The 15418-nt window shown below is 63.4% G+C and carries 12 protein-coding genes; 5 read left to right on the forward strand and 7 right to left on the reverse strand.

The genetic code is table 11. The features are described from left to right. Window positions 1-5 precede the first annotated feature (5 nt). The 3 genes from HU772_RS21315 to HU772_RS21325 all read left to right on the forward strand — a co-directional run bounded on the left by HU772_RS21315 (window position 6) and on the right by HU772_RS21325 (window position 3892). Complete coding sequence (locus HU772_RS21315) at window positions 6-977, forward strand: IS110 family RNA-guided transposase (protein WP_217858722.1); 972 nt, start codon at window positions 6-8, stop codon at window positions 975-977. Window positions 978-1168: 191 nt separating this feature from the next. Then, the gene (glyA, locus tag HU772_RS21320; RefSeq protein WP_186661362.1) at window positions 1169-2422 is read left to right on the forward strand and encodes a serine hydroxymethyltransferase; all 1254 of its coding nucleotides are present in this window, start codon (window positions 1169-1171) and stop codon (window positions 2420-2422) included. 312 nt (window positions 2423-2734) lie between these two features. Further along, window positions 2735-3892 (forward strand): MFS transporter, encoded by a 1158-nt coding sequence (locus tag HU772_RS21325; protein WP_186661360.1) that lies wholly within the window; start codon window positions 2735-2737, stop codon window positions 3890-3892. 409 nt (window positions 3893-4301) lie between these two features. On the opposite strand, the gene yjiA is transcribed toward HU772_RS21325, so the two are convergent. The 3 genes from yjiA to HU772_RS21340 all read right to left on the reverse strand — a co-directional run bounded on the left by yjiA (window position 4302) and on the right by HU772_RS21340 (window position 7767). Beyond that, entirely contained in the window at window positions 4302-5294 is a 993-nt protein-coding gene (yjiA, locus tag HU772_RS21330) for a GTPase (RefSeq protein WP_186661358.1), read from the reverse strand. Window positions 5295-5489: 195 nt separating this feature from the next. Then, window positions 5490-5687, reverse strand: coding sequence for a YbdD/YjiX family protein (locus tag HU772_RS21335; protein ID WP_145188604.1), 198 nt, complete (start codon window positions 5685-5687; stop codon window positions 5490-5492). A 13-nt stretch (window positions 5688-5700) separates the two neighbouring features. After that, window positions 5701-7767 carry a carbon starvation CstA family protein gene (locus HU772_RS21340; RefSeq protein ID WP_186661356.1) on the reverse strand — a complete coding sequence of 689 codons (2067 nt, stop codon included), beginning with the start codon at window positions 7765-7767 and terminating at the stop codon, window positions 5701-5703. A gap of 164 nt (window positions 7768-7931) precedes the next feature. On the opposite strand from HU772_RS21340, the gene HU772_RS21345 reads away from it, so the two are divergent. Together HU772_RS21345 and HU772_RS21350 are read left to right on the forward strand one after the other, a co-directional pair. Then, complete coding sequence (locus HU772_RS21345) at window positions 7932-8300, forward strand: PilZ domain-containing protein (protein WP_186661354.1); 369 nt, start codon at window positions 7932-7934, stop codon at window positions 8298-8300. A gap of 260 nt (window positions 8301-8560) precedes the next feature. Beyond that, entirely contained in the window at window positions 8561-10078 is a 1518-nt protein-coding gene (locus HU772_RS21350) for a nucleobase:cation symporter-2 family protein (protein ID WP_186661352.1), read from the forward strand. A gap of 135 nt (window positions 10079-10213) precedes the next feature. Here HU772_RS21350 and HU772_RS21355 read toward each other — a convergent pair whose 3' ends face one another. From HU772_RS21355 to HU772_RS21370, 4 genes are all read right to left on the reverse strand, one after another. Then, window positions 10214-11542, reverse strand: a complete 1329-nt coding sequence (locus tag HU772_RS21355; protein WP_437182407.1) for a TolC family outer membrane protein — start codon at window positions 11540-11542, stop codon at window positions 10214-10216. Window positions 11543-11547: 5 nt separating this feature from the next. Continuing rightward, on the reverse strand, window positions 11548-12891 hold the full coding sequence (locus tag HU772_RS21360; RefSeq protein WP_186661348.1) for an HlyD family type I secretion periplasmic adaptor subunit: 1344 nt from the start codon (window positions 12889-12891) through the stop codon (window positions 11548-11550). Between the two features lies 1 nt (window position 12892). Then, window positions 12893-14635, reverse strand: a complete 1743-nt coding sequence (locus HU772_RS21365) for a type I secretion system permease/ATPase (protein WP_186661346.1) — start codon at window positions 14633-14635, stop codon at window positions 12893-12895. A 162-nt stretch (window positions 14636-14797) separates the two neighbouring features. Continuing rightward, window positions 14798-15415, reverse strand: a complete 618-nt coding sequence (locus HU772_RS21370) for a heme acquisition protein HasA (protein ID WP_186661345.1) — start codon at window positions 15413-15415, stop codon at window positions 14798-14800. Between the last annotated feature and the right edge of the window lie 3 nt (window positions 15416-15418).

Here is a 15418-nt window from a genome sequence, read left to right on the forward strand (position 1 = left end):
AGATCATGTCCGTCTTTGTTGGCGTTGATGTCGCCAAAAAATCTTTCGACATTGCCATCCCGCTCCCCAATGGCAAGATGCGCACCAAAGCCAAGCTGTCCAATGATCCTGGAGGGTTCAGGCAGTTTAGCGACTGGCTTGAGCGCCATGCTGAACCAGGCGCCTGGATTGTTATGGAGGCTACAGGCATCTATCACGAAGCGCTGGCCGAGCACTGTCACAACCAAGGTTATCGGGTGTGCATTCTGAACCCGGCGGTGATTGCGAAATTCGCTGACGTGGAGCTTCGGCGCGTCAAAACAGATAAGGCTGACGCCAAAGTCATTGCTGCCTATGGCCAACAAAAGGCTGTCTCGCTTCGCCAGTGGGAGCCTGAGCCCCCTGCGCAGCGCCGCTTGCGTGCTCTGGTGCGGCGACTGGACGACCTCAAGGAAATGCGCCAGATGGAGCAGAATCGTTTGGATGTCGCACTAGATGCGGTACAGCAGTCGATTCAAGACGTAATCGGGCACATCAACGAAGAGCTGGAAAAGACCAGGAAGGCCATCGAGCAGACGATCGATGATGATCCAGACCTGCGCAAGCGACGTGAGCTGATTACCTCGATTGATGGTTTGGGTGACACCACTGCTACGTTGCTGCTCGCCGAACTGGGCGATCCACTGAAATACCAAAGCCCTTCTGCGATTGTCGCGTTTTCAGGCTTAAACCCAGTGGTGCAGCAATCGGGAGAGTTCATAGGTAAGAGCACTATTTCGCGTACAGGCGCCTCAAGGCTGCGTGCAGGCTTGTGGATGTCAGGCACTGTCTCAATCAGACATAACCCTGTTGTGAAGGAACTGGCAGAGCGGTTGAGCAGCCGGCACAAAGCTTACAAACAGATCGTCTGCGCGGCGATGCGCAAGCTGCTGCACCTGGTTTACGGGGTGGTGAAGTCGGGGATACCGTTTGACCCCAAAATCCCTCTTGCGGGGTGAGGGTCAAGACGGTATCTACAGGGGCACGGCGCAGCGCTGGAAAACGGACCCCGGAGTCAACTCCAGCCCAGACACGGCGCGGGTTGCAACATGAGCCCCATTGGTCCGCGACTTGATGCCACTTCATATGCCAGCGGCGAATCAATCGGTTAGAATGCCCACCCAATTCAGCCCGATCCTTGAGGACCGCCATGTTCAGCCGTGATTTGACCATTGCCAAGTACGACGCCGAGCTCTTCGAAGCCATGCAGCAAGAAGCTCTGCGCCAGGAAGAGCATATCGAGCTGATCGCTTCGGAAAACTACACTAGCCCCGCTGTCATGGAAGCCCAGGGTTCGGTACTGACCAACAAGTACGCCGAAGGCTATCCAGGCAAGCGCTACTACGGTGGCTGCGAGTACGTCGACGTCGTCGAGCAACTGGCCATCGACCGCGCCAAGGAACTGTTCGGCGCCGACTACGCCAACGTCCAGCCGCACGCCGGCTCCCAGGCCAACGCCGCCGTCTACCTGGCCCTTCTGTCGGCCGGTGACACCATCCTGGGCATGAGCCTGGCCCACGGCGGTCACCTGACCCACGGCGCCAGCGTGTCGTCCTCGGGCAAGCTGTACAACGCCATCCAGTACGGCATCGACGCCAACGGCCTGATCGACTACGACGAAGTCGAAGCCCTGGCCCTGGAACACAAGCCGAAGATGATCGTCGCCGGCTTCTCCGCCTACTCGCAGGTGCTGGACTTCGCCCGCTTCCGCGCCATCGCCGACAAGGTCGGTGCCTACCTGTTCGTCGACATGGCCCACGTGGCTGGCCTGGTCGCCGCTGGCGTGTACCCGAACCCGGTGCCGTTCGCCGACGTGGTCACCACCACCACCCACAAGACCCTGCGTGGTCCACGTGGCGGCCTGATCCTGGCCCGTGCCAACGCCGACATCGAGAAGAAGCTCAACTCCGCGGTCTTCCCGGGCGCCCAGGGCGGCCCGCTGGAGCACGTCATCGCCGCCAAGGCGATTTGCTTCAAGGAAGCGCTGCAGCCTGAGTTCAAGGCCTACCAGCAACAAGTGGTGAAGAACGCCCAGGCCATGGCCGAAGTGTTCATCGAGCGTGGTTTCGACGTCGTTTCCGGCGGCACCCAGAACCACCTGTTCCTGCTGTCGCTGATCAAGCAGGAAATCTCCGGTAAGGACGCCGACGCCGCCCTGGGCAAGGCCTTCATCACCGTCAACAAGAACTCGGTCCCGAACGACCCACGTTCGCCGTTCGTCACCTCGGGCCTGCGTTTCGGCACCCCAGCCGTCACCACCCGAGGCTTCAAGGAAGCCGAGTGCCGCGAACTGGCTGGCTGGATCTGCGACATCCTGGCCGACCTGAACAACGAAGCGGTGATCGACGCCGTGCGTGAGAAGGTCAAGGCCATCTGCAAGAAGCTGCCGGTGTACGGCAACTGATTGGCAGACGCCTGATGTGAAAAAGCCCGGCCATGTGCCGGGCTTTTTTGTGCCTTGTGTTCTGGACGCATACAGGCGCTACAAAACCTTGAACGAGTGTGTTTAATCCTCCGCGATACTCCAAGGTATCCCTGACACTCCTCCCGGAAAATTACCTCGGCCAAAGTACCTGACTTCGGACATACCGAGGCTTTCCTGCAATGCACACTGTTCGCTCCAAACCATTGCAGGAAGTGTTTGACGTGGCAGTCACGCGAAATCGATACACCAATACAACAACCCTGCTAACGCCGACTTACTGAACACTCAGCCATGACCAGTCGGCGAATTCTCTACTTCAGTTGCTTAGCCGTACTGTTGTGCCAGTCGGGTATAACCTTCTATCTACCCATGCTCCCGGCCATTGCGGACGACCTGAATGCAACAGATGAGTTCGCCGCACTTAGTTTGAGCCTGTTTCTCGTAGGAATGGGGGCATGCGTAATGCTGTGGGGTCGGTTGGGAGCCACTCTCGGTTCAAGCCGAATACTGACCTGGACACTACTCCTCTACGGCTGCTGCACCTTTCTGCTAGCAGTATCACCCGTTGCCTGGGTATTTCTTGTTCTACGCCTGCTTCAGGGAGCCCTGGCGGGCGGTATATCAGTTGCGGCTCGTGCTTTGCTGGTCGAGCAGTATGATGGCAAGGATCTGACGCGAGCCTATAGCAGCCTTTCACTTTGCTTCGTACTTTCCCTCGGCGCCTCTCAGTTTATCGGGGCGATGATTGCTACACTGACAAACTGGCGAATAGCTATGCTGCTCGTCGCGATACCCTGTGTACTAATGGCAACACTGAAGGGCTGGAATATCGCAGCTCAGCACATAGTCGTTCCGCGCCGAACAGGTGAGCGCACCAGCCTCCATAAACTCATTGTGCAACCGCGTTTTATTCTACCCGTGCTTGTTGGAGGTTTTGGGTACTCCATCATCGTCGTATTTAGCAGTGCCGCGCCCTTGCTTCTCCAGCAGTCATTCAATTGGTCCATGTGGGAATATGGGCTGTTGGGATGGCCAATCAGCATTGCTTATCTAATCGGTACTCGCCTGGCAAGCACCTTTGCAACCGGTTACAACGAAGCAAGGATGCTTCGATTTTCTAGTGCTTCGCTGTTATTTAGCGCACTCATCATGCTTATTGCATCATCCCTGTTGAAAAATTCGGCTTATGCGATCTGGCTCCCCTATTGCCTGATGCTTGTAGCTCAGGGAGTGGCATACCCGGTGAGCCTGTCACTGGCAAGCAGGCAGTCAACAGGAGCTGCTTCTCCCGCCATGGCACTGATTGCGCTTGTTCACCAACTACTGGCTGCCCTGACGAACTTGATATCCAGCTCCGTGGGTATGAGCCCAACCATGTTGGTTATGATGTGCGCTGGATTGGCATCACTCGCCTGGTTGGCGACTCGCTCTAAAAAAATGCTGCCATAAGGCGCAGACCTTTCAAGGTATTCACCGCTAAGATTCCTGCGCCTATGAGATCGAGCGCCGCCCGCGCGGCGCATCGCGACGCAAGGCCGCTCCTACATTTGTTGCAACGTGCCGAACCTGTCAGGCCATGGTTGCCCGCCTTGGTACCTGTCTTGAGACAGGTGAGGCGCCAGTGGTTGCCCACACTGGAACCGCGTCGTACCAACAAGGCGGACCAAGGTAATGGCACAGGATTGACTGGCCCGAAACAGATGTAGGAGCGGCCTTGCGTCGCGATGCGCCGCGCGGGCGGCGCTCGATCTGATAGGCGCTGCAAGGGCTGTGGCGAACACTTGGCAGCCCTCACTCGGTCAATAGCCTCGCGCAACAAAGACCTTGAAAGGGCTGGCCATAATGCGGCATTAGCCAGTCAGATACTTCTGACTCCCTCGCAACTCAACGCCTCAAACCCTGTCCGAATCTCCTCCTCCGGCAGCTCATCAGCGATGAACACCATCACGCTTTCCCGCGTCTCGCCGTCCTGCCACTCGGCATCCCAGTCGAACCCGTACAGCTTCAGCACCCCCTGAAACACCAGCCGGCGCTCTTCACCGGCAATGTTCAATACCCCCTTGTAGCGCAGCAATTGCTTGCCGTGCTCTTCCAGCAGCTCGTTCATGAAGTCGCTGAGGCGATCGATATCCAACGGCGTTTCGGTGCGCAGCACCAGCGTCGAGATACGGTCGGGGGTCGCGGGCTTGAGCAGCGGGCGCAAGGCGGGCTTCAGGCTGATGCCAAGCTCCGGGTTGAGGTTGAAGCCGCGCACATCGAGCAGCTCGGCCAGATCGATGCGACCGTGCTCGACCACGCGGATCGCCGCACGGCCATTGATGCGTGCCAGGCGCTCACGCAGCGCTTCGACGACTTCAGGCTCGGCCAGGTCGGTCTTGCTCAACAGCAAGCGGTCGGCAAAGCCCACCTGGGCCTGGGCGATGGCCTGGGTCAGGTGCAGCTCGGCGTGCACGGCATCGACCAGGGTGATGATGCCGTCGAGGATATAGCGCTCGCGCAGCTCTTCGTCGATGAAAAAGGTCTGTGCCACCGGGGCTGGGTCGGCCAGGCCGGTGCATTCGATCACCAGGCGGTCGAAGGCGATTTCGCCGGCGTCGAGGCGTTCAAGCAACAAGTACAGCGCGCGGGTCAGGTCGCCATGGATGCTGCAGCACACGCAGCCGTTGGCCAGGGTCATGACCTGCACCGGCTCATCACCCAGCAGCTGGCTGTCGATGCCGGCTTCGCTGAACTCGTTCTCGATCACGGCGATTTTCAGGCCGTGCTCGGCCTTGAGCATGTGCTTGAGCAGGGTGGTCTTGCCGGCGCCAAGAAAGCCGGTCAGCACGGTAACGGGAATCGGCGTTTGCACGCGGAAATCTCCTGAATCCGGGAATGATTGCGGGGGCCACTGTGGGAACGGACTTGCCCGCGAATGGGGTATTGAATTCACCGACGCATTCGCGGGCAAGCCCGCTCCCACAGGGTCCTGGTAAATCGGAAGGTGATGTGGCAGTCAGGGGGAGACCATTCGCCTGGCTCCCCCCGATCTACACATGAAGCGGGATCAACAACACTTGGGCCCGGACTTGCCGCCGTATCGTGCTTCCTGACGCTCGCGGAAGAACTCCTCGTACGTCATCACCGGCTTGTCCGGGTGCTTGTTGCTCATGTGCTCGACATAGTTGTCGTAGTCGGGCATGCCGACCATCAGGCGGGCTGCCTGCCCCAGGTACTTACCCAGTCGACCCAGGTCGTTGAACATCACGGCATTCCTCTCAAGCGTCAGGCAGGGCCTGGAATGGGGTTTCCTTGTCGCTGCGCTCCTTGCGACCCAAGGCGGCGTAGCCGACCTTGATGGCGAAGAACAACACGCTGAACACCACCACCAGGAACAGGATGGTCAGCCCGGCGTTGGTATAGGCGTTGAAGATCACGTGCTGCATCTGGCCGATGTCCTTGGCCGGGGCCAGTACCTGGCCGGCGTCCAGCGCGGTGCTGTACTTCTTGGCCAGGGCCAGGAAGCCAACCGCCGGGTTCGGGTCGAACAGCTTGATCAGGCCGGCGGCCGTGGTGCAGATCAACAGCCACACGGCCGGCACCAGGGTGACCCAGATGTAGCGCTCGCGCTTCATCTTGATCAGCACCACGGTGCCGAGCATCAGGGCGATACCGGCCAGCATCTGGTTGGAGATGCCGAACAGCGGCCACAGGGTGTTGATGCCGCCCAGTGGGTCGATCACGCCTTGATACAGCAGATAGCCCCACAGCGCCACGCAACCGGCGGTGCCGACCAGGTTGGCAGTCCACGACTCGGTACGCTTGAGCGCCGGCACGAAGCTGCCCAGCAGGTCCTGGAGCATGAAGCGCCCGGCTCGGGTACCGGCGTCCACCGCCGTCAGGATGAACAGCGCCTCGAACAGAATGGCGAAGTGGTACCAGAACGCCATGGTGTTCTCGCCCGGCAGCACCTGGTGGAGGATCTGCGCGATCCCCACCGCCAGGGTCGGCGCGCCACCGGCGCGGGCCAGGATGGTGTGCTCGCCGATGTCACGGGCAGTGGCCTCGAGCTGCTCCGGGGTGATCATGAAGCCCCAGCTGCTGACCGTCTGCGCCACCGAAACGACGTCGGCACCGACCACCGCGGCCGGGCTGTTCATCGCGAAGTACACGCCCGGCTCGATCACCGAGGCGGCGACCATGGCCATGATGGCGACGAACGACTCCATCAGCATGCCGCCGTAGCCGATGTAGCGAGCGTTGGTTTCGTTGTCCAGCAGCTTGGGCGTGGTCCCCGAGGAGATCAGCGCGTGGAAGCCGGACACCGCGCCACAGGCGATGGTGATGAACAGGAACGGGAACAGGGTGCCCTTCCACACCGGACCGGTGCCGTCGGTGAACTGGGTCAGCGCCGGCATTTTCAGCTCGGGGGCGATGATCAGGATGCCGATGGCAAGGCCGACGATGGTGCCGATCTTGAGGAAGGTCGACAGGTAGTCACGCGGCGCCAGCACCAGCCACACCGGCAGCACCGCGGCGACGAAGCCGTAGCCCACCAGCATCCAGGTGATCTGCACGCCGGTGAAGGTGAACGCCGGGCCCCACACCGGATCCGCGGCGATCTGGCCCCCCAGCCAGATCGACAGCAGCAGCAGGACCACGCCGATGATCGAGATCTCACCGATGCGGCCCGGGCGGATGTAGCGCATGTACACGCCCATGAACATCGCGATCGGGATGGTCGCCATCACCGTGAACATGCCCCATGGGCTCTCGGCCAGGGCCTTGACCACGATCAGCGCCAGCACCGCGAGGATGATGATCATGATCAGGAAGCAGCCGAACAGGGCGATGGTGCCAGGGATGCGGCCCATTTCCTCGCGGACCATGTCGCCCAGCGAGCGGCCGTTGCGGCGGGTGGACAGGAACAGGACCATGAAGTCCTGCACCGCGCCGGCCAGCACCACGCCGGCGATCAGCCATAGCGTGCCGGGCAGGTAGCCCATTTGCGCGGCGAGCACCGGGCCCACGAGGGGACCTGCGCCGGCAATGGCGGCGAAGTGATGGCCGAAGAGGATGTGCTTGTTGGTCGGGACGTAGTCCAGGCCATCGTTGTTGAGTACCGCGGGCGTGGCCCGGCGGGGATCGAGCTGCATCACCTTGGTGGCGATGAACAGGCTGTAGTAACGGTAGGCAACCAGGTAGATGGCCACTGCCGCGACCACGATCCACAAGGCGTTGATCGCCTCGCCGCGACGCAGGGCAACCACACCCAGCGCGCAAGCCCCTATGACTGCCAGCGCCAGCCACGGAATGTGGCGTAGCAGGCTATTATTGTTGTTCATGGTTTACTTCCAGCTGGTGGATTGGAAAAGACCGCCCATCGAGTCTAGGGCGTGTCATCGCGCATTGCCACACTTGCTTTGGTCTAGAGCCTCTGCGGCCAGATTGCGGTACCTGATGCACCTACCCAACTAACTATAGTCAGGGTGTCACCCGGAGAACTGCCATGAGCGACCACGACGAACGCCGCCGTTTCCAGCGCATCGCCTTCGATGCTCCCACCGAACTACGCCAAGGGCAACGACGCTGGCCGGTCACCCTGCTCGACCTTTCACTCAAGGGGCTGCTGATCGAACGACCCGAACCGTGGGACGCCGACCTGACCCAGGATTTCGAGGCGATCATCCACCTCAACGACAGGACGACACGGGTCCAGATGCAGGTCGAACTGCGTCACGAAGAGCCGACCCGCCTGGGCTTCATCTGCCTGTACATCGATATCGATTCGATGTCGCACCTGCACCGTCTTGTGGAACTGAACCTGGCCGACAGCACCGAAATGATGCGCGAGCTGCGCGAACTCATCGAAGATTGATATCTCTTAGCCTGCTAACAATCTAGCCGCGATGGCTTTCCTGTCCGGCTAGACAGCTTTCCCCCGCTTTCAGGCCCTCTTGTACACATCCCTCTAGGACAGTCTCTACCACGTTGGAACGCAACGTGCATCCGGGTTACGTGCACCTTGGAGGCACCCTTGCCGACGCTACGATCAAAACTTTGTATACAATTCTTGTGGCAATGTTTTGTAGGACTTGTCTACAGTAGCGCCACAACAATAAACAGAGAGCCTGCTCCATGACCACGTCCCCCAGCACGTCTCCCGCCCCGCGCCCCGAGGACGAGAACCTCGGCCTTGGCGCCAACCTGGCCTACGGGCTGCAGCATGTCCTGACCATGTATGGAGGGATCGTCGCCGTACCGCTGATTCTCGGCCAGGCCGCCGGCCTGGCCCCGGCGGAAATCGGCCTGCTGATCGCCGCCTCGTTGTTCGCCGGTGGGCTGGCGACGTTGCTGCAGACCCTTGGGCTGCCGTTCTTCGGTTGCCAGCTGCCCTTGGTCCAGGGCGTATCCTTCGCGGGCGTGGCGACCATGGGTGCGATTCTCGGGAGCCAGGGTGGCGGTGGCCTGCCGGCGGTGCTGGGCGCGGTCATGGCGGCCTCGTTGATCGGCTTCCTGATTACCCCGGTGTTCTCGCGTATCACCAAGTTCTTCCCGCCCTTGGTGACGGGTATCGTCATCACCACCATCGGCCTCACCCTGATGCCCGTTGCCGCGCGCTGGGTGATGGGTGGCAACAGTGCATCGCCCGAGTTCGGCAGCATGGCCAACATCGGCCTGGCGGCGCTGACCTTCGCCATCGTCCTGCTGCTGAGCAAGCTGGGCAGCGCGAGCATTTCGCGCCTGTCGATCCTGCTGGCGATGGTTGCCGGCACGCTGATCGCCTGGGCGCTGGGCATGGCCGACTTCAGCAAGGTCACCGAAGGCCCGATCTTCGCCTTCCCCACCCCGTTCCACTTCGGCATGCCGACCTTCCACATCGCCGCCATCCTGTCGATGTGCATCGTGATCATGGTGACGCTGGTGGAGACCTCGGCGGACATCCTCGCGGTGGGTGAGATCATCGACACCAAGGTCGACTCCAAGCGCCTGGGCAATGGCCTGCGCGCCGACATGGCGTCGAGCATCCTGGCACCGATCTTCGGCTCATTCACCCAGAGCGCCTTCGCCCAGAACGTCGGCCTGGTGGCCGTGACCGGGGTGAAGAGCCGCTATGTCGTGGCCACCGGCGGCGTGATCCTGGTTGTGCTCGGCCTGTTGCCGATCATGGGCCGGGTGATCGCGGCAGTCCCGACCCCGGTGCTCGGGGGCGCCGGTATCGTGCTGTTTGGCACCGTGGCCGCCAGCGGCATCCGCACCCTGTCGAAAGTCAGCTACAAGAACAACGTCAACCTGATCATCGTCGCGGCCTCGCTGGGCTTCGGCATGATCCCGATCGCGGCGCCGAACTTCTACCACAGCTTCCCGAGCTGGTTCGAAACCATCTTCCACTCCGGCATCAGCTCCGCGGCGATCATGGCGATCGTGCTGAACCTGATGTTCAACCACTTCACCACCGGCAACTCGGAAAACCAGTCGGTGTTCGCCGCGGCCTACGAGCGCACCATCCAGTACTCGGACATCTCCGCCCTGCGCGATGGCGACTACTTCAAGGACGGCAAGCTGTTCGACGCCGAGGGCAACGAAGTACCGGTGCTCGAACTCGACGAGCATGGCAACGAGGCCCCCAGGCGCAAGGCCGTGGCCGAACACTGATCGCTGACCAGGACGGTCATCGAGGGGAGCCGACGCGCATCGTCGGCTCCCTTTTTTCATTTCCAGGCCCGCAGCCCGCTGGCTTGGCTTCCACAGGGCCAGTGGTGGTTGGTTCCCTGGCCACGGCTGAAGGCGCTACAAGTGCGCAACGAAGTACCGGTTCAACACATTCAGATCTCCCACCTCCAGCACCCCCGCCAGATACCGCAGTTGCAACCATGCCCGCAGGTATTCGTGCCGCGCCTGGGCCAGGTCGCGCCGGGCGCCGAACAACTGCTGCTCGGCATCCAGCACATCCAGGTTGACCCGCTCGCCGCCCTCGACGCTCTTGCGCGTGGCTTGCACCAACGCCGCCGCGGCCTTCACGGCCAGGTCGTAGGCGCGGATCTTGGCAGTGCCGCTTGCGCACAGGTTGAACTGCCGGCGCAACTGGTTGACCGTGTCGCGCAACTGCGCATCCAGCTCGAAACCCGCCGCATCGCGCTGCGCCCGGGCCTGGCGCACCGCCGCCGCAACGCCGCCGCCGGCAAACAGTGGCACGGTCAATTGCAGGCCGATGCTGTCGGTGTCATAGCGCTGGTTGTAGCTGCTTTCGGAGCTGGAACTGGATATTCCCTTGCTCGCATAGGCACTCAAGGATGGTAGGTGACCGGCCCGCTGGCGTTCGATGTTCTGTTCGGCGACCGTGAGCCCAAGACGTTGACTGGCCAGTTCGGCGTTGTGCGCGACGGCCAGGTCGCGCCAGGGCTCGAAACGGGCAGGCGCCAATGGCTGAATGTGGAAATCACTGACCATGGGCGCAAGGTCCTCGACCGTCACCGCCTCGCCGATGATCGCCTGCAACGCGCGCAGCGCCGCGTCGAGGTTGTCGCCGGCCTCGATCTCCTGGGCCTGGGCCAGCTCGTAGCGGGCACGGGTTTCCAGCACATCGGTGCGGGTGCCCTCGCCACCTTTGAGCCGCCGCGCGTTGAGGGTCAGCTGTTCGGCATAGGTTCGTCGCTGGGCCTGGGCCAGGGCGATCTGCTCGTTGGCGAACAGCGCTGCGCTGTAGGCACCGAACAGCCGCACCATCAGTTCCTGGCCGCGCCCGCGAAAGCGCTCGTCGGCCAGGGCTGCCTGGGCCAGGCCACTGCGGTACTGGCTCCAGGCGGCATAGTCGAACAGGGGCTGCTGCAGGGTCAGGGTCGAGGTGTAGCTGCGGTAGTCACGCTGGGTGGTGACATCGCCGAACTGGCTGCGCTGAGTGACCTCGGAATCGTTGCGCGCACGGTTGTAGCGGTACGACAGGTTCGGCAGCAGCCCAGCCCGGCCGATCGCCAGGTGCTCGACCCCAGCCAGGCGCTCGGCTGCCGCCGCCTTGAACGTCGGGTCGTTGCGCAAGGCCAGGGCATAGGCATCGCCAAGGTCCAGGGCCATGACCGGCCCACTCAAGCCCAGCAACAGGGCAACGACAGGCAAACGCATCGACATCATTCCTCCGCCAGGGCCACATGCATGCGGTCGACCAACGGCTTGAACAGGTAGTTGAGCAGCGAGCGCTCGCCGGTACGTACAAAGGCCTCGACCGGCATGCCAGGGCGGATATCAAGCCCGGCGAGCTGGCGCTGGCCGGCTTCGCTGACCTTGATCCGCACCTGGTAATAAGCCTGCTGGGTCTTCTCGTCGAGCAGTCGGTCAGCCGACACCAGCGTCACCTCCCCTGGCACCCGTGGCGTGGTGCTCTGGTTGAAGGCGACGAACAGCAGCTCGACCGGCAGCCCGGGCCTGAGCCGGTCCACCAGCTCCACCGGCGCGCGGGCGTCGACCAGCAACGGCGCCTCGGCCGGGACGATCTCCATCAGTTGCTGGCCACGACCGATCACGCCACCGTTGGTGAACACGCTCAGGCCCACCACCGTGCCGGCCACCGGCGCGCGGACCTGGGTATGGGCCAGTTCGAAATCGGCGCTGCGCAGGCGGTTGTCCAGATCTTCGGCGCTGGCCTGCAACTCGCTCAACTGCTGACGCACATCGTTCTGGAATTCCTGGCGACGTTGGCTGGCCCGCAGTTTCAGTTCCTGGATCTGGCGCCGGGTGCGGCCGATCGCGCCCAGGTCCTCGGCGATCGCACCATTGACCTGGGCCAGCAGGCGCTCGCTGTCGAGCAGACGGTTACGCGGGATGTAGCCGTCCCGGGCCAACTCACGCAGCCCGCCGAGCTGTTCGTCAAGGGCCTCGCGCTGGGCCTGCTTGCTGGCCAACGTACCCTGCAGGCCCTGCAGCGAAGCCGCGGCTCCGGCCATGCTCTCGTCGAGGCCGGCCAGTTCCATCTGCAACGCCTGCCGACGGCTGGACAGCAACTGCCGCTGGGCCTCGAGGGCCGTGGCCACCCAAGGCGTGGCGGCTTGCTCACGCAGTGCCGGCGGAAAGTCGATCTGCGCCTGGCCGTCCCGCTCGGCCAGCAAGCGCGCCTCCCCCGCCCTGGCATTGACGTACTGCACGCGCAACGAGCCTTGCTGGGCCTGGGCCTGGGTAGCATCCAGGCGCAGCAGCACCTGGCCGGCGTCGACCCGGTCGCCGTCACGCACCAACAACTGCTCGATTACCCCGCCGGCAGGATGCTGCACCGCTTGGCGGCTACCGGCCACCACCACGTTGCCACTGACCGGCACGCCTTTGTCCAACGGCGCCAGGGCGCCCCACAGCAAAAAGCCGCCAAAGCCGGCGAGTACCAGCCAGCGCCCGGCCCGTGCCGGGCCCCGGGCATCGTCACGCAGGGGATGGACGTTCCGCGCCGTGGCCGGTGCAGGTGAAAACAACGGATGCACGCTCATGTCAGGATCTCTGGCTACCTTGGTTGAAGCTGTAACTGACGCTGCCGCGCGCTGGCGCGACGGCCGGGCGTGCGGCAGCTTGCAGCACCCGGGCGGTCGGCCCGAAGTTGTGCATCTGCCCGCCCTGCAGTACCAGCAGCTTGTCCAGCCCCACCAGCAGGCTCGACTTGTGGCTGATCATCACCACCGTGCGCGCCTGCGCCTTCAACGCCGCCAGCGCCGCGAGCAAGGCGCGCTCGCCGGCCTCGTCGAGGTTCGAGTTGGGCTCATCCAGCACTATCAGGGCCGGCAGCCCATACAGTGCGCGGGCCAGGCCGATGCGCTGGCGCTGCCCGCCCGACAGGCCGGCACCACCCTCGCCCAGCACCGTCTCGTAGCCTTGGGGCAACTGCACAATCAGCTCGTGCACCCCGGCCAGTTGCGCCGCCGCCACCACCTGGTCAGGGTCCAGCGGGCCCAGGCGGGCGATGTTCTCGGCAATGCTGCCGGCGAACAGCTGGACATCCTGGGGCAGGTAGCCGATATGCCGGCCCAACTGTTGCCGGTCCCACTGGGCCAGCGCCGCGCCGTCCAGGCAGACCTTGCCCGCCGCCGGGCTGGCGGCGCCCACCAGCAGGCGCGCGAGGGTGCTCTTGCCAGAGCCGGAAGCACCGATCAAGCCCAGCGACTCGCCGGCCGCCAGGTCAAAACCGATACCACTCAGGCACAGTCGCTCACCTCCGGGCACCCGCCCTGCCAATTGCTCGACCCGTACCTGCCCGCGCGGCGTCGGCAACGGCATGCCAGCGGCCTGCGGCGGGTAGGCCCGCAACAACGCATCCACCCGCGCATAGGCTTGGCGCGCGGCGCCCCACTGGCGCCACACCGCGATCAGCTGGTCGATCGGTGCCAGCACGCGGGCCATGAGGATCGAACCGGCAATCATCATGCCCGGGGTGATCAGGTGCTCCAGCGCCAGCCAGGCGCCAAGCCCCAGCACCAGTGACTGCAAGGCCAGGCGTACCGCCTTGGACAGCGCCGTGACAGCGGCCATGCGTTCGCTGCCCAGGTTCTGCAAGGCCAGAAAGCCCTGCTGCAAAACGCTCCAGCGCTGCCGCACCACCCCGAGCATGCCCATGGCGGCGATCGCCTCGGCGTTGCGCAGGTTGCCCGCTGCCTGCTGCATGGCCTGTTGCGACAACTGCCCGGCCTCGGCGAACGGGCCCTGGGTCAGGCGTTCGTTGAGCCATGCCAGGCCGGCCAGCAACACCGCGCCCACCAGCGCCAGCAAGCCCAGCCAGGGGCTGAACAGGGAAATCACCAACAGATAGAGCGGAAACCACGGCGCATCGAAGAAGGCAAATAGCACCTGCCCGGTGGCGAACTGGCGCAAGCTGGTGAGGTCGGCCAACACCTGTTGCGCGCCGTCCCGGTGCCCGGCCAGGCTCGCCTGGCTGGCGGCCTCGAACACCCGCGGCGCCAGGCGCAGGTCCAGGCGAGTGCCCAGGCGGATCAGCACTTGGCTGCGCAGCCACTCCAGCGCGCCCATGAAGGCGAACAGGCCCAGCACCATCAGGCTGAGCATCAGCAGGGTCATCTCGTTGCCCGATGACAGTACCCGGTCGTAGACCTGCAGCATGTACAGCGCCGGCGCCAGCATCAACAGGTTGATCACGGCGGTGAACAGGGCGACGTTGCCCAGCCCGCCACGGCAATCGAGCAGGGCCTGGCGCAATTCGCCGGTGGCTTTGCGGGGTGTTTTCATCGATGGCCTCGACAAGCGGGGCGAGCGCGCCATTGACCCGACGGCGCTCGCCTCGCAGAATTCGCTGGCACCACGGCCTGGGCCCGGCAAGACACGGGCCGTGATGCGAACACAGCGGCCAATGGCGGAGCGATCTGCCATTGGCCTTTTTCATGCCTGGCTTCAGGCGGCCAGGGCCAGGTCCTCGGGCAGCGCCTGCACGCCTACAGCCTCGGCCGAGGCGACGCTGGCGGCAGCACCACTCAAGGCGGCGGCGACCACATCGAAGGTGTCGTTGGTCGACACGCCATAGCTGGCCAGCAGGTTGTCCAGCACGCCCTCCAGGGCCGACGTGTTGCCTTGCATCAGACCGTAGATCACGCCCTGCACTTCGTTGCCGGCACGGCCTGCGCCCTGCGCGGCATCCAGGTCCAGGCCATTGAAGCTGACCACATAGTTGCCCAGGGTGAAATCACTGCCGCTGCCGCCGCCCAGCACTTCGCCCAGCGAGACGTTGTCCAGCGAGCCCCACAGGTAGTGGTTGAGGTTGTCGCCTGGCGCCTTGGACGGGTCGAACACATAGTGCAGGCCGTTGGCGCTGTCGCTGTCGGCGATGAAGGCGTAGTCCGAGCTGTTGCGGCCGTGGGTGGCGTACTGGTCGCCGTCGAAGGTGCCGTTGCTGAAGCCGCCGGTGTTGCTGTAGCCGTGGCCGGCGGTGACGAAGCCGGCGCTCCAGAAGGCCAGGTAGTCGTCGATGGTCGAGCTGGCGAAGGCGGCATCGTAGTTGACGGAAAGGGTCATGAC

The sequence above is a fragment of the Pseudomonas xantholysinigenes genome, assembly GCF_014268885.2.
GTDB lineage: Bacteria > Pseudomonadota > Gammaproteobacteria > Pseudomonadales > Pseudomonadaceae > Aquipseudomonas > Aquipseudomonas xantholysinigenes.

Excerpts from the sequence above, each read along its gene's own strand:
- HU772_RS21315 (WP_217858722.1), top strand. The coding sequence starts at position 6 with ATGTCCGTCTTTGTTGGCGTTGATGTCGCCAAAAAATCTTTCGACATT.
- glyA (WP_186661362.1), top strand. The coding sequence starts at position 1,169 with ATGTTCAGCCGTGATTTGACCATTGCCAAGTACGACGCCGAGCTCTTC.
- HU772_RS21325 (WP_186661360.1), top strand. The coding sequence starts at position 2,735 with ATGACCAGTCGGCGAATTCTCTACTTCAGTTGCTTAGCCGTACTGTTG.
- HU772_RS21335 (WP_145188604.1), bottom strand. The coding sequence starts at position 5,687 with ATGTTCAACGACCTGGGTCGACTGGGTAAGTACCTGGGGCAGGCAGCC.
- HU772_RS21340 (WP_186661356.1), bottom strand. The coding sequence starts at position 7,767 with ATGAACAACAATAATAGCCTGCTACGCCACATTCCGTGGCTGGCGCTG.
- HU772_RS21345 (WP_186661354.1), top strand. The coding sequence starts at position 7,932 with ATGAGCGACCACGACGAACGCCGCCGTTTCCAGCGCATCGCCTTCGAT.
- HU772_RS21350 (WP_186661352.1), top strand. The coding sequence starts at position 8,561 with ATGACCACGTCCCCCAGCACGTCTCCCGCCCCGCGCCCCGAGGACGAG.
- HU772_RS21355 (WP_437182407.1), bottom strand. The coding sequence starts at position 11,542 with ATGCGTTTGCCTGTCGTTGCCCTGTTGCTGGGCTTGAGTGGGCCGGTC.
- HU772_RS21360 (WP_186661348.1), bottom strand. The coding sequence starts at position 12,891 with ATGAGCGTGCATCCGTTGTTTTCACCTGCACCGGCCACGGCGCGGAAC.
- HU772_RS21365 (WP_186661346.1), bottom strand. The coding sequence starts at position 14,635 with ATGAAAACACCCCGCAAAGCCACCGGCGAATTGCGCCAGGCCCTGCTC.
- HU772_RS21370 (WP_186661345.1), bottom strand. The coding sequence starts at position 15,415 with ATGACCCTTTCCGTCAACTACGATGCCGCCTTCGCCAGCTCGACCATC.